Here is a 15267-nt window from a genome sequence, read left to right on the forward strand (position 1 = left end):
ATAAGGGGACGCAACTTTTTTATTTACTTTTTTTTGGTGTCGGCGGAAAAAATCCAAAAAAGAGGCGCTTTTTCTATGTATGCTTCAAAAACGGTAAAAAAATCTTTTTGGTTCGCATTGTTAAGAAAAAGTAAGCGTTCCGTATAAAAAGATGTATTGCCGGTATATTCCAAACCTTGACGCATAAGGTTTGCACGTGATTCGAGGTTTGTAAAAGAACGCGAAAGCGTTCCCGTATATCGGCTTTTTATGTCTTCGCACAAAAGCGTACAATCCGTATCGGATTTTTTGTGTGAGTTTTTTCGTAAATCCGATGCAAGTTCGGTTATACAGTTTTCAAATGCTTTTTGCACCCGGATTTTATTTTTGACTTTTATAAAATTAAGCGATGCAAGAAAAAAAGGTTCAAAGTCCGTTTTTGCCGCAGCGGCCGCTGCAGGTGCGTTTTTTTGCGCTTGAAAATCTTCCGTAAGCCTTTCGGCAATTTCATGGATTAAAGCTGCAAAAATAACTTCTTCTTTTGTACCGAATTCGGGGCTTTTAAAATATAATTGAGCGGGATCCGAAAAGTCCGTTGTCGGTATAAGCTTTGCGGGGCGTTCTCCTGCCGCTTCGGCGGATACATCCGTTAAAAACAAGCGGTGCAGCCGTACCGTCCGTTCGCCTTCGGTAAAAGCGGGGATAAAAGAATCTTTGGTATGTACCGGTTTTTCAAGATTCGGCAGGGGAGCGGCTAAAGCGCTTTTACCGAAACAGCGTTCGCTTATTTCGCTTATGTTTTGCGGAATATTGCCGCAAAAGATGAGGGAAAAATCTTCCGGATTATACAAAGAAAGGCATGCATTGCGTATTTCTTCATACGTAACCGCCGGTAAAAGCTGTGCATTCGAATTGAAAAAAGGAGCGGCATCCGTACTGCCGAAAAAGGTTTCCATCGCCGCCGAATACAGTTGGTTGTCTAACGAAGAGTCGGCATTGCGCCTTTTAAAAGCTTCCGCAAAATATAATTCGTCCGCTTGCGCCGGGCTTACATCGGTGTTTTGTACTGCCGCTGAAAGCGCGTGTAAAAGTTTTGCAATGTCCTCAGACATACAGGTAAAAACAATACGGCCGGAAAAAAGTTCAACTGCCGTTTTTATGTCGGGCGGATAAAAGCCGCTTGTGTGCATATACAGTTCCGCCAGCTTGAGCTTAACCCGTTCGGCAAGATTCAGCAAGGCGATGCTTTCAAGTCCTTTTTTTGAAAAACCGTGTTTTAATTCGCCGCCCCGTATATTTAAAATGCAGGAAGTCCAATCCGTATTCGGCAATTGCTGCATATGTACTTCAATACCCGACGAAAGGGTAAAACGTTTTATAAGATTTTTAGTATATTCGGTATGTTTTTCCAAAGGTTTTGTTTGAATGGCACCGTTGTCTTTTGCCGCGGTTTTTTCGGTTTGAACGGCGGCATTTTTTTTAGGCGTAAAGGTTTTCCAATGTGCTTTTGTAAACTGTTTTTCGTACACTTTGTATTGATTGGGATGAACAAAAACAAAAATCCACGGTGATGTAAATACATTTTTTACTTGCTGTACGGAAACATCTTGTACCCTTTGCGGCCATGTAAAAAAATATTCGGTACCCCCATAGGCCCAATGTGCGCTTAAAGCTTGAATAAAGCTTTCCGGTCCTCTAAAAGCTTGGGAACGCAAAAGCCGGGCACGTTTTTTTGCATCTTCCAAGTCTTTTTTTGTAATGTTTTGTACGGCAGCGTTTATTTCTTTTAAAAGATTTTCCAATGCATCGGCCGGATTGTCTTTTTTTACGTTTAAACCTGCGGCAAATAAAGCTTGAATGCTGATGCGGCTGTCCGCCCCGTCTGCGCTAAAAGAAATGTCTTTTTCTCTAAAATCGTGTAAGCCCCATTTTGATTGTAAAATCTCGGCCGCAGTCCATGCGGCAGCGGAAAAAACGCTGTCTGCTCCGAGCCCCGGAGCGGTATATTGAATAAGCACTTGATTAAAATCGGGTGAAAAATCTTTCGACACCAGTACAAAACGGTTTTGTCGATTCTGTGCGCTTCCCGCTTCCCGCTGCGTATCCTGCGGTACATAAAAAGAATATTCCCAATCGGACAATTCATGTTTTACCGTATAAAGAATCTTTTGGGCATCGAGAGGTCCGCTGATAAATAAAGCGCTTTGATTCGGAACATACCAGTTTTTTGCTATATGCGACAGTTTTTGCCGCACTTCTTCAATTGTCATTTTTGCAAAGAGGGCCGGATACACCCCCGAATCTTTTTTCCAAGGTGCTTGGGAAAAAACCAAACTGTCGACCGTACTGTTTATAAATCCTCCGGCGCTTGATGCCCATGCTGCCGTTTCGGTTTTTAAAATTCCGAATTCATTTTGCAGTACCGTATCCGAAAAGATTTGATGCTTTAATGATGCGGCAAATAATGAAAAAACTTTTTCAAAACTTTGCACAGGCAGGCTGAAACCGTATCTCGATTGCGATGAAGTGCATTCGGCCGTAAAATCGCCGGCCCCCGCTTTAATATAAGATTGAAAAGCGGAAACCTCGTTTTGCCAAAAAAGCCTGCTGTATAAACGAAAAAAACCCGCATTGTCTTTTTGCTGTTTTGCCGTTCCCGCTTTGCTGACGTATTCAATCCTCAGCGCGGGCAAGGTAAAATCTTCCTGCACGTACAGTTCAAGACCGTTTTCCAATTTATATGCGTAAAAACCTTCGGGTAACGGATTATCGTTTTTTTCCGAATCCGTTTGCGCAGTCAAAAATACGGCACTGAAAAAAAAGCCGAGTATACAAAGTGTCAATAAAATCGATTTTCCGGACATAAAAACAGTATATCATATTTATTGTTTAATCTGAATACATAATCTGTTGACACTTTGCTTTTTTTTATGTTATAATCCGTCAATTTGAAATTATAAGGGTGTGTATGCGGATACAAACGGAGAAAAAAAGAGGCTCGTTATGTGAACACGCGCTTGCCGTTTTTAAATGGCGCTGTGCGGCGCATATATTATCCGGTTACGATACCGTAATTTGTAAGGATACCGTTTTTTTTTGAAAACGGTATCCTTTTTTTTATTCGGGGAGGTTTTATGATAAACGGAAAAAAGGATATCATTTCGATGAATGATTTAAGCGCCGAAGAAATCCTGTTTATTTTGGAAAAGGCGGCACGCATCGAAAAAATGCCGGACAGGGATAAGCTTTTGCTTATGAGCGGGAAAATCGTTGCGACGATGTTTTACGAGCCGAGTACGCGCACAAAGCTGTCGTTTGAAACGGCGGCTATGCGGCTCGGTGCGAACATTCTCTATTTCGATGCCGATCATTCATCGGTAAAAAAGGGCGAGTCGTTTTCGGATACGATTAAAATGATAGAATCGTATTCGGATATGATTGTGATACGGCATCCGATGGACGGGGCTGCGCGTCTTGCAGCTTCGGTGTCGCACAAGCCGGTGTTAAACGGGGGCGACGGTTCGAACCAGCACCCGAGTCAAACGCTTTTGGATTTATACACAATTCAAAAAGAAAAGGGCACTTTGGAAAATCTGCACGTCGCCTTTGCGGGCGATTTAAAATACGGGCGCACGGTTCATTCTTTGGTAAAGGCGCTCAAGCATTTTAATCCGACGATTTATTTTATTTCGCCGCGCCTGCTTGCAATGCCCGATTACCTGCTTGACGACTTGGACGATGCGGGTATCAAATATCACGTGTGCGAGCATTTTGCCGATTGCTTGAGTGCCGTCGACGTGTTTTACATGACGCGCATTCAAAAAGAGCGCTTTCCCGACCCGGAAGATTACGAAAAGGTTAAGGGCGTGTACGTTATCAATCGGGACAACATAGAAGGAAAATGCAAAAACGATATGATTATTATGCATCCGCTGCCGCGGGTCGATGAAATCGCAACGGACTTGGATACTACGCGCTATGCACGCTATTTTGAACAGGCGCGAAACGGTATTCCCGTCCGCCAGGCAATGATGACGCTTTCGCTCGAAGAAGTACAAACGGGGGATAAATAATATGGAATTACAAATAACGGCATTGGAAAACGGGGTTGTTATAGACCACATCCCTTCGGAGCGCACCTTTGCGGTAGTTAAACTGCTTAAATTAAAAAACTACGAAGACGTGGTAACGGTTGCGGTAAATCTTAAAAGCAAACTTTTGCATAAAAAGGGATTGATTAAAATTGCAAACAAAACCCTTTCTCCCGAAGAGACGGCGACGGTTTCCCTTCTCGCTCCTCATGCAACGATAAATATTATACAGGATTCCAAGGTTGTAAAAAAAATTGCCCTTGACCTTCCCGATGAAATTGAAGATCTTATACACTGCGAAAACTTAAAATGTATTTCGAATGCGGAAGTTATTCCCTCGCGTTTTACAAAGGTACGCTCTCACGGCGAAGACTGTTACAAGTGTTTTTACTGCGAGCGCGTTACAAAGGCCGGCGATATAAAACTGAATATAAATTGAACAAACGGATATCATTTGAACGGAGCGGACATGATACGGGATTGTACAAGGCGGAATTTTGAAAAAGTTCGGGTTCTCTCGAATCTCTATGCAGGCGGCGGATGTTATTGCATTACGGTTGTGCCGGAAGCGGAACAGTCGGGAAGGGCCGAATTGACAGGACCGATAGAAGCGGCGGCGAACACAAGACCTTTGCCGAGTGCGGGCTGTTTTTATATGCTTTCGCTGAACGATTCTTCGCGTATGCTGCCGCGTCCTTTAAGTCTTTATTCCTTTGATGCACAAACGGGAGAAACCGGCTTTTTGTACCGGCCTATGGGAGAAGGAACGAGGGAGCTTTCCCTGTACGCGGCCGGAGACAGTCTGTATCTTCACGGACCATTGGGGCGGGGCTTTGATATTCCTTCGGCAGTATCCCCGATATCGGATGACGTTCCGGCTTTCGGAACATCCGGGGCAGTTGCGCTTTCAGAGCCTCAGATTGCCGATCCGAAGCAAGCGCCCCTCTTTATTGTCGCGGGAGGCGGTATAGGACTTGCGCCTTTAAACCTTGCGGTACGCGAAATTCTTAAGCGCAATCCGAACTCCCGCATTCTTTTTATTGCGGGCGGCAAAGACGAAAGTATAAAAGAGCTGATTGATTTTTTCCGCCTTCCCGCCGAAGTTGAACTTATACTCTGTACGGACGACGGCAGTGCGGGAAAAAAAGGCTTTGTTCCCGATATTCTTGCAGAGTATCTTAAAACCGCGGGATTGATTTCGGCGCCGGCGGACAAACCGCCGAGTACGGCAGAGCCGGCAGTGTCCATGCTTTATGCATGCGGGCCCAATCCCATGCTCGAAAAGCTGGCGGCTTTTTCCAATGAGTACGGTATTCCCTGTCAAATCTCCCTTGAGCGCAGAATGGCATGCGGTTCCGCCGCTTGTATGGGCTGTTCGGTTAAAACCTGCGGGGGGATGAAAAAGGTGTGCGCCGACGGGCCCGTCTTTGACGCAAAACTGTTTAATTTTAAGGATGGATTAAAGCAAGCGTCTGAAATATCGCCGCTTGCTTTAATTTGAGTTTTGCCCATTTATTGCGAAAAAGATGGGTAGCAAAACTCAAGTTATTTACTGCCGTTTTTCACATTCGTTGCAAAACGGCGTATTTGAACAATTTTCGGAAATTGCCATTTCCTCAATTGTTCAATTTTAAGGATATAGGATGAATACACTTGAAGTTACTATAGCCGGAATGCGTTTAAGCAATCCTCTGATGAGTGCAAGCGGCTGTTTCGGCTACGGAACCGAGTATGCCGACATCTTCGACCCGAACCTTCTCGGTGCGGTTGTGTTAAAGGGGATAACGCCCGAAGCGCGCGAAGGAAATGCGGGGGTTCGCATTGCGGAAACTCCTTCGGGCATGCTTAACTGTGTCGGCTTGGAAAATGTCGGCTTGGAAAACTTTATACAAGTGATTGTACCCGAAGTGCGAAAATCGGTGAGGGGTCCTCTTATTGCGAATATCAACGGAAAAACCGTTGAAGAATACGCCCTTGTTGCCGAACGGCTTTCGGACAATGCCGATATAGCCGCCCTTGAATTGAATATTTCATGCCCGAACGTAAAGGAGGGCGGTATGGCTTTCGGCACCGACCCCGTGCAGACTGCGCGTGTCGTTTCGGCCGTGCGCAAAGCTTCGGCCAAACCGCTTATTGTAAAACTTTCGCCCAACGTTACCGATATATGCGCCTTTGCAAAAATCGCCGAAACCGAAGGGGCGGACGCCCTTTCCTTAATCAATACTATTTCCGGAATGGCAATCGATATAGAAAAAAAGAGGCCGCTTTTGGGCAATGTGTTCGGAGGTCTTTCCGGCCCTGCGGTAAAACCCGTAGCGCTCAGGATGATTTATCAAAGCGCACAGATTACCTCGCTTCCGATTATCGGTATGGGCGGCATACAAAATGCCCGCGATGCAATCGAATTCATTTTAGCGGGAGCTTCGGCTGTGGCGGTCGGGTGCGCTCTTTTTAAAAACCCCCTTGTCTTTACCGAAGTAAAACAAGGCTTGGAAGAGTATTGCGCCGCGCATACATGCCGCATAGCGGATTTGGTCGGAGGCGCCCATCCGGACGGAGGGGAAGCGTATAGAAAACGTTTGGGGAAAACCGCAGCCTTTGATAAGAGTTTGTCCGAAATACAAAAATAGGAGAAATATATGGAAGATACAATTCGGGAAAAATTGATTGTCGCCCTCGATTACGATAATGCGGACGAAGCCGAGGTCTTGGTTAAAAAGCTCGGCTCCCTTGTGTCCGTCTACAAAGTGGGTTTGGAAATCTTTTTGCGCACAAGGGGTTCTATTGTGGAACGATTGCACGCACACAATAAAAAGGTGTTTTTGGATTTAAAGTTTCACGATATTACAAACACCGTTGTACAAGCCTGCCTTTTTGCCGCCGAGCAAAACGTGTTTATGTTTAACATTCATTGCGCAAACGGCGAAAAAACGATGGAAGCCGTTTCCCTCATGCTCAAAGAGCGCGCGTCGAAAAGTCTGTGCATAGGCGTTACCGTGCTGACGAATTTATGCGACGGCGATATGAAAGGCTTTTACGGGGAACATTTTAATACGGCACAAACGGTGGAAGCTATGGCGGCGGCGGTCAAGCGTTCGGGGCTTCACGGAATTGTCTGCTCGGCACATGAAGCGGCGGCGGTAAAAAAACGCTTCGGAAAAGATTTTGTAACGGTGTGCCCCGGAGTGCGGCCCGCAGAGGTGCACAAATTCGACAGCGCGCGAAAAGAAGACCAGTCGCGGGTTATGACACCCTACGAGGCCGTCAAAGCCGGAGCCGATTATCTGGTAGTCGGCCGCCCGATTACACAAAGCGAAAATCCGGAACAAACGGTACGCCTTATCCTCGATGAAATATGCGCCGCCGTCGGTACGGAAACCGGCAGCACGGAAACCGTCGCGAAAAATTGAAGCCAAGGATGTACTTATTAGGGCTAAGGGTATGCTTGTATTAAAAAATGCCCGAAATGTATCGGGCGAAAAAACGGATGTCTTTATCGACAAGGGAATCATTCAGGATGTACGTCCTTCCGTCGGATGTAAAGCGGCCGGAAACACTTCTCGATTTGCGGCCGGGGGTACTTCATTTTTTGCGGGTGCTAGGGAAATCGACTTGGAAGGAAAAATCCTTATGCCGGGTATCATCGATTTACACACGCACATGAGGGATCCCGGCCTCACGCATAAAGAAGATTTTTATACCGGATCGCGAGCATGTGCCAAGGGCGGCATAAGCTTTTTTTTCGATATGCCCAACACCGTGCCTCCTACGGTAACCGAAGCGGCTTTGAAAGAAAAAATGCAAAAAGCCCGCGAGCGCTCAATTGTGAACTGCGGCTTTCATTTCGGAGCGTCAAACGAGGATAACGTTGAAGAAATCCGAAACGTTATACAAAGCGGCGCGGCTGTCGGCACAAAGGTATTTTTAAACGAAAGCACCGGCCTTATGCTTATCCGCGACAGAGAACTTTTAAAGCGCGTTTTTAAAGCGGGCGGTTTAATCTTTGTGCATGCGGAAAACGAAATGATAGATACGGCGGTTGAATTAAACGCGCGTTACGGAAGGGGATTGTACATTTGCCATATTTCTTCAAAGCGGGAAATGGAAGCGGTTATAAAGGCAAAGCAAAATCCCGAACTGAATAATAAAAATCATCCCGTCTATGCCGAAGTTACGCCCCACCATTTATTTTTAACCGAAAATCTGCGCTCTGAAAGTCAGCGCCGTGATATGCTTTTACGCATGAAGCCCGAACTTAAAAGTCAAAGCGATGCGGATTTTTTAATGCAGGCGGTAAAAGACGGCTTTGTCGATACAATCGGTACCGACCACGCCCCGCATACCGCCGAAGAAAAATTAAGCAAGCTTTGTTTCGGCATACCGGGTGTTGAAACCTCCCTTGCTCTTATGCTTACTGCGGTACATCGGGGCTTAATCGATATGAACACCATTCAAAAACTGATGTGCGAAAATCCCGCAGCGATTATGAACTTATCGAAAAAAGGGAAGCTCCTTCCCGGCTTCGATGCCGATATTATTGCCGTAGACCCCCATAAAGAGTGGACGTTGACAGCCGACGACCTTGAATCGAAATGCAAGTGGTCGCCCTATGAAGGCTGGCGCTTTACGGGAAAAAATATACTGACGATTGTCGGCGGAAAAATCGTCTATGAAAACGGCCGGTTTAAAATAGACGGCTGAAACAAGGCCGCTTACGGCAATCAATAGTAAGAAAATCTTATACATAAGGAGAATGTAATATGAACAATATTCAAAAAGAGCTTTCGAGGGATGATATAAAGCTTGCGGCGGCCCGCGCCCTGTTTGAAACAAAGGCGGTAAAAATCGATGTTGCGCACCCCTTTACCTTTGCTTCGGGCATAAAAAGTCCCATCTATTGCGACAACCGCCGTATTCTCGGCTTTCCCGAGCAGCGCAGCCTCATCGTGTCCTGTTTTGTCCGGCTTATAGCCGGCTGCGAAAGCGATGTAATTGGAGGGGTTGCGACGGCGGGGCTTCCCTGGGCTTCGTTTATCGCTTCCGATATGAACATGCCCCTTGCCTATGTACGTTCTGCGGCAAAGGATCACGGAACAAAGAGCATGATTGAAGGCGCCGATATAAAAGGAAAACGGGTTATCTTAATCGAAGACCTTATATCGACCGGAAAAAGCAGTATTCAGGCGGTACGCTCATTGCGCGACGAAGGAGCAGCGGCGGTTGAATTAAAGGCGATTTTTTCATATCAGTTCGATCAGGCTTCACGGAATTTTGCCGAAGAAAACTGTCCGTTTGAATCCCTGTCCGATTTTTCGGTGTTGATAGGTTTGCTGCAAAAAGAAAACTACCTGAGCCCGCAGGAAGCCGAAACCGCCCTCAAGTGGAATAAGGATCCGGAACACTGGGGTATGTAGGAGCGGCGGAGGCTCATATACCCTTGTTTTTTACAAGACGTAATGATATAGTTTTTACCGATATGAATAGGGCGCTTTATATTCACGGTCTTAATTCCGATAAAAACTCGCATACGGGGCACATTGTTAAAAGTCTGATGAGCGGATACGGTGTAGAGCCGATTATTCCGTCTTTTCCTTCATTGAATCCGGAACAAGCCGTCTTACAAATCAATTCGATTATAAAAGATGAGGATATCAAGCTTGTCATAGGTCATTCGCTCGGCGGGTTTTATACCCTTGCAGCCCGAACGGGACCGATGAAAATTTATATCAATCCCTGTTTTGCTCCCGCCGATATTCTTCCTTCTTTAACCGACGAGGCCGACGGAAAAGTCCTCGATATATTCCGCCGCTTAACCGAAGAAGCCTTTGAGAGAATCGGTGCCGAAGAAAAAGCCGCCTCTTACGGCATTTTTGCAAAAAACGACACCCTGTTTTCTTTTTATGAACTTTTTAAAAGAACTTTCGGAAATAACTGCACATATATCAACGGAGGACATAAACCCGAGGCGGAAGATTTAGCACAAGGATTCAAGCGGGCTGCCGAATTTTTACCCTTTGCTTTAAATACACCGTCGGCTTAGGCCTTAGTTATTTTTGAAGCTCTTATTTGAACCGTTTTTTTATATTGCCGTATACGGTTGAAAAATTTCGGGCTGTGAAAAAGATTATCAAACTGCTAATCAAAATCTTTAATGAGTATTCACATTTTCCCATTGTATCTCTTATAAAGCAAATCAACAGCAACGATTTTGAATACGGGAGGCTTGAGTTATTGTATATTCGAAAAGCGGCGGGAAGTCCGAACAAAAAAACGGTGAGTGCTATAATTGTAAGAATTATTGAGAATAAGTAAAATGTTTTTATTCCTCGTAAATAATGCTGAAATTTCATTTATTTTTTTTCCATGAATTTTGAAAATACTTGTCCTATGCCCCAAAAAAGAAAACCTGTGACAACATTTCCCAGAATATTCGGAATATATGCTATATGCCGTATGCTTATTTCTCCTTGTACAATATCGGCTAAAAAAGAAAAAATACCGGCAACAATACTTGTTATTATATAAATTACACTTAAATATTTAATGTACAAAGGAACATTGATTTTTTGAAGTTTGTCTTCAGGTTTTTGATTATCAGGTGTATTCATTTTTTCTCTCTATTCTTCATGTTTTTCCCATAAAAGTCAAAAGCAAAAGATTGTGTTTAACAGGCCTTCATAAGATTTTATAGTTTTTCTATTTCCGCCTCGGAAAGCCCGGTGATTTTGTGAATATCATCCAAAGGGTAATTCATCGACTTCATTACAGCTGCCGTTTCCAAAGCTTTTTGCCGGGCACCTTCTTCTAAGGCTATTTCGCGTTCTTCTTCTCTTTGAACCGCTATATCGGTTGCGTAATCATATTCTGCCAATAACATATTCATTACCTCCCGCGATTTGCGCTCCAAGTACTCCCTTAGTATATCATTATTTATACATTCCTGTACAGCTTTTTCAAAGCCTTTTTCCCTGTCAAGCTTAAGATGTTTTCTTACTGTCTCTACAAATAAACTGTACTGGGCAAGCGGTTTGCACTGTGCAAGAATTGTATGTGCTTTATCCTGATTGATATTCACCACTTCGACAATGAGTTCAAGGTTCGGCTGTGAACCGGCCGTCATAAAAGCGTCGGAAAGTTTTAGTGTTTTATATTCCGGGAAATCTTCTTCTCCGTTGTAAAAGACATAGAATTCGGGAGTAGGAATTTTAACCAAACGGCGCAAATACTTATCGCGCGGATTTTGTATCTGCTCATACAAGCGGACTACATACTCCAAAAAACGGAACGGCATATTCAAGTTGACGGTCGATTGATGTTCTGCAAGTACAATAATTTTATTGTCTATAAGGAAGGAAACATCGTTATAAAAGTTCATATACAGGATTTGTTCCAGTCTGATGTGACGCAGCTCACAGTCAAGCGGCAGCTGTGTTCCGTGCAATGCGTTGTATAAACTGATAAAGTTTGATTTTGCCGACTTGTCCGCCCCGAAAAAGTCGGCAAACACGGAGTCCTTATACGTTCGCTTGTGTGTAGCTTTTTTCATACCAACCTCCATATATATTATTAGGTTTGATATGAAAAAAAACAGACTTTTTCCGAAAAAAACTATGAATTTATTTTGTATCCCGAACAGGACGTTCGGAAAAGCTTTATATCCCCGACGTTTTGGGCGGTGTCGCACCGCCCAAAAGTCAAATTCAAAACCGCGCAGGACGCGCGGCGGTTCCACACCCTGCGATGTTTGAGGCAAAGCCTCAAACTCGTTGATTAAGAATGTACTCAGGAGGTACATTCTTAATCTCTTTTACGGCAGCTCAAATTCTTCACTCATGTTCGAACCGGTGTATTTTTGGAGGCTCCAGTTTCTTTCGTCCCGGGCACTTTCAAAGGCTGCTCTTAAATCTGCGGGAATTGTGCCGTCAAATTGGTAGTTTTGCTCGTTATCGCCCGGGTCTTCGCTGAAAAGTATGCATATTGCGCTGTCGCTTGCCTGTCTTTCGGGTAAGCCGTTTAATACGGCGGTAAGGGCGGCGGCATTCAGTTTGTTTTTGTGACAGTATAGAGTTTTCAGCTTGGGTGTCTTTTTTACCGAATCAAGCGCGGTTAATTGGTTGCCGTAGCAGTCCAGCTTTTGCAAGTGGTAAAGTCCCCGTACGTCAAGGGCGGTAAGCTTGTTATCCCGGCAGATAAGCTCCGTAATTTGGGCGTTTTTTAAGATGATTCTTTTCCCCGCCGCGGTAAGCTCGGTTTCTTTGCCGCTTTTTATGCTTGTTTTGTCCGCGCCCAACACGTCTACCTTGCTTCCGTCGGAGGTTGTTACCGTAACTTTTATCTTTTTATTGGCAGGGTCTACGGTAAGAACCGCCGTGCCGTACTCCGCTTCTCCCGGCAGTACAAAATCTGAAAAGATGTTAGTATAGTAGAGTTTTAGGGGGCGCCAGTGTTTTTCGTCGCGGGCTTTTTTAAAGGCTGCTTCCAAGGCTTCGGGAACAGGTTCTTCATCAAATTGGTAGTTTTCGTCGTTATCGACCGGCCTTTCGCTAAAAAGTGCGCATTCTGCATGGTCGCTTTCCGCCCGTGCGGGTAAGCCGTTTAATACGGCGGTAAGGGCGGCGGCATCCAGTTTGTTTTTGTGACAGAATAGAGTTTTCAGCTTGGTTAAATTGTCCACCTTAAGCGCGGTTAATTGGTTGCCGTAGCAGTCCAGCTTTTGCAAGTGGTAAAGCCCCCGTACGTCAAGGGCGGTAAGCTTGTTATCCCGGCAGTCAAGCTTCGTAATTTTACCGCTTTTTAAGGTGATTGTGTTTCCCGTTGCGGTAAGTGTGGTTTCTACACCGCTTGTTATGCTTGTTTTGTTCGCACCCTCCACGTATATCGTGCTTCCGTCGGAGGTTGTTACCGTAACTTTTATTGTTTTTTTGGCAGGGTCTACGGTAAGACTTGCCGTGCCGGGGTCGCCCGGCAGTACAATTTCTTTAGTGAGAGCCGCACTGTTGTATTTTTGGAGCGTCCAGTGTTTTTCGTCGCGGGCTTTTTTAAAGGCTGCTTCCAAAGCTTTGGGAATAGGGGCTTCAAATTTGTAGTTTTTGCAGTTAAGTTCCGGGAATTCGCTGAAAAGTGTGCATTCTGCATGGTCGCTTTCCGCCCGCGCGGGTAAGCCGTTTAATACGGCGGTAAGGGCTGCGGCATCCAGTTTATTTATGGCGCAGTTCAGATATTTCAGCTCGGTTACATTGTCCACATTAAGCGCGGTTAATTGGTTGCCCAAGCAGGCGAGTTCCTGCAAGGAGGAAAGCCCCCGTACGTCAAGGGCGGTAAGCTTGTTGCCTCCGCAGTTAAGATGCACAATTTTATCGCTTTTTAAGGTGATTGTGTCCCCCGCTGCGGTAAGCACGGTTTTTTCGCCGCTGTTTACGCTTGTTTTGTCCGCACCCTCCACCGTTACGGCGCTCCCGTCCGAGGTTTTTACCGTGATTTCTATCGTTTTGTTGGCAGGGTCCAGGGTAAGAACAGCCGCGTCGGGGGTAATTGTGCTTCCGCCGTCGGACGAGCCTCCTCCCGTGTTCCCGCCCGTTCCGCCTCCTGCGGCGTTGGGGCAGGCGGTAAAGAGCAGTGCTAAAAGTGCGGCTGTGATGAGCGCCGCGGCTCCCTTAAAGGCGTGTGTTTTTCTGTTGTTACTCGTTTTCATAGCAACCTCCTAAGTATTAGGGGGAGAGAGTACGGCGTTCATAAAGATGAATAGTATCGAGGCATTGGGCACACGCAAAAAGGCTTCAGCGCTTCGCTTGTGCAGATTTTTTGCGCGGTGCCCATGCCTCACCGCCTGTTTCATCTAATGCCGCTGTATTCTCTCCCCTTCATAGTCCCGGCATGGATGCCGGAACAGCCATAAATAATCAGTTTTGAGCTATGCTCAAAACCGGAGTTCAAAACCGCACAGGACGTGCGGTTTTGAAACAAACTCGACGTGCAAACGGGCGGCGCTATGTGAGCCGCACGCTTGCACCCGGACACGATGTCCGATTTTATGCCTCCCGTTCGGATGGGCACCCCCGATCCGCTCGGATGTGTACCCCCGATCCGCTCGGATGGGTACCCCCGATCCGTTCGGATGGGCACCCCCGATCCGTTCGGATGGGTACCCCTGATCCGAGCGCATTAAGCTTTTGCCGTGCAGGTAAGCTTATAAACTATTTCCCGTATTTCTTTTAAGGGTTTGCCGCTTCCTGCAAACTTTGTCCGTATTACTACCGTAACCTTTCCCGCAGGAACCGCAGCGGGTACGCGGGCGATAATTTGACTCGGCTGGTTGACCGAGAGGCGGCGGGTTACTTTGTGCTCCGTGCCGTCCGCAAGGCGGAAAAAGACGCCTTGTGCCGCGTCGGTTTCGTCGATTTTAAGCTTGTTGCCCTCGATGATGATGTCATCACCTATTGTTAAGGTGCCGTCGTTTAAGGGGAGAGAGGACACCCCGTTCCGGGCAGGGTTTCCTCTCTCCCCTCGCCCCCTCTCACTTTCCCGCACAGCCAAAGGCCTCGCCGGCCTTTGGAATCCGGCCTATGCAGCTGACAGCTGTATGTTCGATATTATCTTTAAGTGTGAGCAATTCTTCAGAATTGCGAACCTAAAGCTATTTTTATGCGATGTTTCGCGCTTGTCGCGAAACTCGACGTTGAAGCGAGCGGCGCTATGTAAGCCGTGAGCTTCAACCGTGCGCTTGTGCACCTTTTCGTCGTAGGGGGCGTTTTCGGTAGCCCATACCCCCGACACGCGCGGGCTTATTTGCACCAAGCCGTCCATAAAACTTATGCCCTCTTGGATAAGGTCTTTAACCGCCTTGTCGCGCATGTTGAGGATGTTGATGATGGTTTCTTTTCGGAACTCGCTTCTCTCCTTTGTGATGATTTCCGCAATGTCCTCGTTACGCTGAGTTGCGGCGTGAGCATGAACGTCCGCAATACAGTCGCGGTCGTTTTCTTTGGTTAAGGTGTTGGGACGAAGATAGACTTCCCAAACGGATTTCTTTTTTGCCATAACATACCTCCTAAGTATTAGGGGGAGAGAGCACCCCGTTCAGGGCAGGGTTCTCTCTCCCCCTAGAACCCCCTCTCTCTCCCGCACTGCCAAAGGACTCTGCCCTTTGGAATCCCGAACATACAGCTAAAACTGTATGTTCAATGTTACCTTTAAGTGT

At 46.1% G+C, this 15267-nt stretch carries 13 protein-coding genes and 1 pseudogene; 8 read left to right on the forward strand and 6 right to left on the reverse strand.

Translation table 11 applies throughout. The annotated features are described in order from the left end of the window. Positions 1-23: 23 nt before the first annotated feature. The gene (locus H0R92_RS11440; RefSeq protein ID WP_432964836.1) at positions 24-2843 is read right to left on the reverse strand and encodes an insulinase family protein; all 2820 of its coding nucleotides are present in this window, start codon (positions 2841-2843) and stop codon (positions 24-26) included. Between the two features lie 270 nt (positions 2844-3113). On the opposite strand from H0R92_RS11440, the gene pyrB reads away from it, so the two are divergent. The 8 genes from pyrB (at position 3114) to H0R92_RS11480 (ending at position 10110) form a co-directional block, all read left to right on the forward strand. Continuing rightward, a complete protein-coding gene (gene pyrB, locus H0R92_RS11445) occupies positions 3114-4052 on the forward strand; it encodes an aspartate carbamoyltransferase (protein WP_432964839.1) in 939 nt (312 codons plus the stop codon). 1 nt (position 4053) lies between these two features. Next, on the forward strand, positions 4054-4509 hold the full coding sequence (locus tag H0R92_RS11450; protein ID WP_428770138.1) for an aspartate carbamoyltransferase regulatory subunit: 456 nt from the start codon (positions 4054-4056) through the stop codon (positions 4507-4509). 30 nt (positions 4510-4539) lie between these two features. Further along, entirely contained in the window at positions 4540-5571 is a 1032-nt protein-coding gene (locus H0R92_RS11455) for a hypothetical protein (RefSeq protein WP_432964842.1), read from the forward strand. A 142-nt stretch (positions 5572-5713) separates the two neighbouring features. After that, entirely contained in the window at positions 5714-6700 is a 987-nt protein-coding gene (locus tag H0R92_RS11460) for a dihydroorotate dehydrogenase (RefSeq protein WP_432964845.1), read from the forward strand. Between the two features lie 9 nt (positions 6701-6709). Beyond that, positions 6710-7480: an orotidine-5'-phosphate decarboxylase gene (gene pyrF, locus H0R92_RS11465; RefSeq protein WP_432964848.1), complete on the forward strand. Its 771-nt coding sequence runs from the start codon at positions 6710-6712 to the stop codon at positions 7478-7480. A gap of 31 nt (positions 7481-7511) precedes the next feature. Continuing rightward, positions 7512-8771 carry a dihydroorotase gene (locus H0R92_RS11470; protein WP_432964850.1) on the forward strand — a complete coding sequence of 420 codons (1260 nt, stop codon included), beginning with the start codon at positions 7512-7514 and terminating at the stop codon, positions 8769-8771. 59 nt (positions 8772-8830) lie between these two features. Continuing rightward, entirely contained in the window at positions 8831-9484 is a 654-nt protein-coding gene (pyrE, locus tag H0R92_RS11475) for an orotate phosphoribosyltransferase (RefSeq protein WP_432964853.1), read from the forward strand. Between the two features lie 62 nt (positions 9485-9546). Further along, on the forward strand, positions 9547-10110 hold the full coding sequence (locus H0R92_RS11480) for a YqiA/YcfP family alpha/beta fold hydrolase (protein ID WP_432964855.1): 564 nt from the start codon (positions 9547-9549) through the stop codon (positions 10108-10110). 310 nt (positions 10111-10420) lie between these two features. On the opposite strand, the gene H0R92_RS11485 is transcribed toward H0R92_RS11480, so the two are convergent. From H0R92_RS11485 to H0R92_RS11505, 5 genes and pseudogenes are all read right to left on the reverse strand, one after another. Next, positions 10421-10678: a hypothetical protein gene (locus H0R92_RS11485; RefSeq protein WP_432964858.1), complete on the reverse strand. Its 258-nt coding sequence runs from the start codon at positions 10676-10678 to the stop codon at positions 10421-10423. A gap of 77 nt (positions 10679-10755) precedes the next feature. Continuing rightward, positions 10756-11616, reverse strand: coding sequence for an Rpn family recombination-promoting nuclease/putative transposase (locus H0R92_RS11490; protein WP_432964861.1), 861 nt, complete (start codon positions 11614-11616; stop codon positions 10756-10758). A 261-nt stretch (positions 11617-11877) separates the two neighbouring features. Then, entirely contained in the window at positions 11878-13761 is a 1884-nt protein-coding gene (locus H0R92_RS11495) for a leucine-rich repeat domain-containing protein (protein ID WP_432964864.1), read from the reverse strand. A 470-nt stretch (positions 13762-14231) separates the two neighbouring features. Then, positions 14232-14597 (reverse strand): DUF4469 domain-containing protein, encoded by a 366-nt coding sequence (locus tag H0R92_RS11500; RefSeq protein ID WP_432964870.1) that lies wholly within the window; start codon positions 14595-14597, stop codon positions 14232-14234. Positions 14598-14777: 180 nt separating this feature from the next. Then, positions 14778-15107 (reverse strand): annotated as a pseudogene (locus H0R92_RS11505) (DNA-binding domain-containing protein); the annotation flags it as partial. Positions 15108-15267: the final 160 nt, after the last annotated feature.

Origin of the sequence: Treponema sp. OMZ 840 (assembly GCF_050937815.1) — a bacterium.
Lineage (GTDB): Bacteria > Spirochaetota > Spirochaetia > Treponematales > Treponemataceae > Treponema_C.

Bases quoted from the DNA above. Each gene is read 5' to 3' on its own strand.
- H0R92_RS11470 (WP_432964850.1), top strand. From the start codon at position 7,512: ATGCTTGTATTAAAAAATGCCCGAAATGTATCGGGCGAAAAAACGGAT.
- H0R92_RS11440 (WP_432964836.1), bottom strand. From the start codon at position 2,843: ATGTCCGGAAAATCGATTTTATTGACACTTTGTATACTCGGCTTTTTT.
- pyrE (WP_432964853.1), top strand. From the start codon at position 8,831: ATGAACAATATTCAAAAAGAGCTTTCGAGGGATGATATAAAGCTTGCG.
- H0R92_RS11480 (WP_432964855.1), top strand. From the start codon at position 9,547: ATGAATAGGGCGCTTTATATTCACGGTCTTAATTCCGATAAAAACTCG.
- H0R92_RS11485 (WP_432964858.1), bottom strand. From the start codon at position 10,678: ATGAATACACCTGATAATCAAAAACCTGAAGACAAACTTCAAAAAATC.
- pyrF (WP_432964848.1), top strand. From the start codon at position 6,710: ATGGAAGATACAATTCGGGAAAAATTGATTGTCGCCCTCGATTACGAT.
- H0R92_RS11450 (WP_428770138.1), top strand. From the start codon at position 4,054: ATGGAATTACAAATAACGGCATTGGAAAACGGGGTTGTTATAGACCAC.
- H0R92_RS11455 (WP_432964842.1), top strand. From the start codon at position 4,540: ATGATACGGGATTGTACAAGGCGGAATTTTGAAAAAGTTCGGGTTCTC.
- H0R92_RS11460 (WP_432964845.1), top strand. From the start codon at position 5,714: ATGAATACACTTGAAGTTACTATAGCCGGAATGCGTTTAAGCAATCCT.
- H0R92_RS11495 (WP_432964864.1), bottom strand. From the start codon at position 13,761: ATGAAAACGAGTAACAACAGAAAAACACACGCCTTTAAGGGAGCCGCG.
- H0R92_RS11490 (WP_432964861.1), bottom strand. From the start codon at position 11,616: ATGAAAAAAGCTACACACAAGCGAACGTATAAGGACTCCGTGTTTGCC.
- pyrB (WP_432964839.1), top strand. From the start codon at position 3,114: ATGATAAACGGAAAAAAGGATATCATTTCGATGAATGATTTAAGCGCC.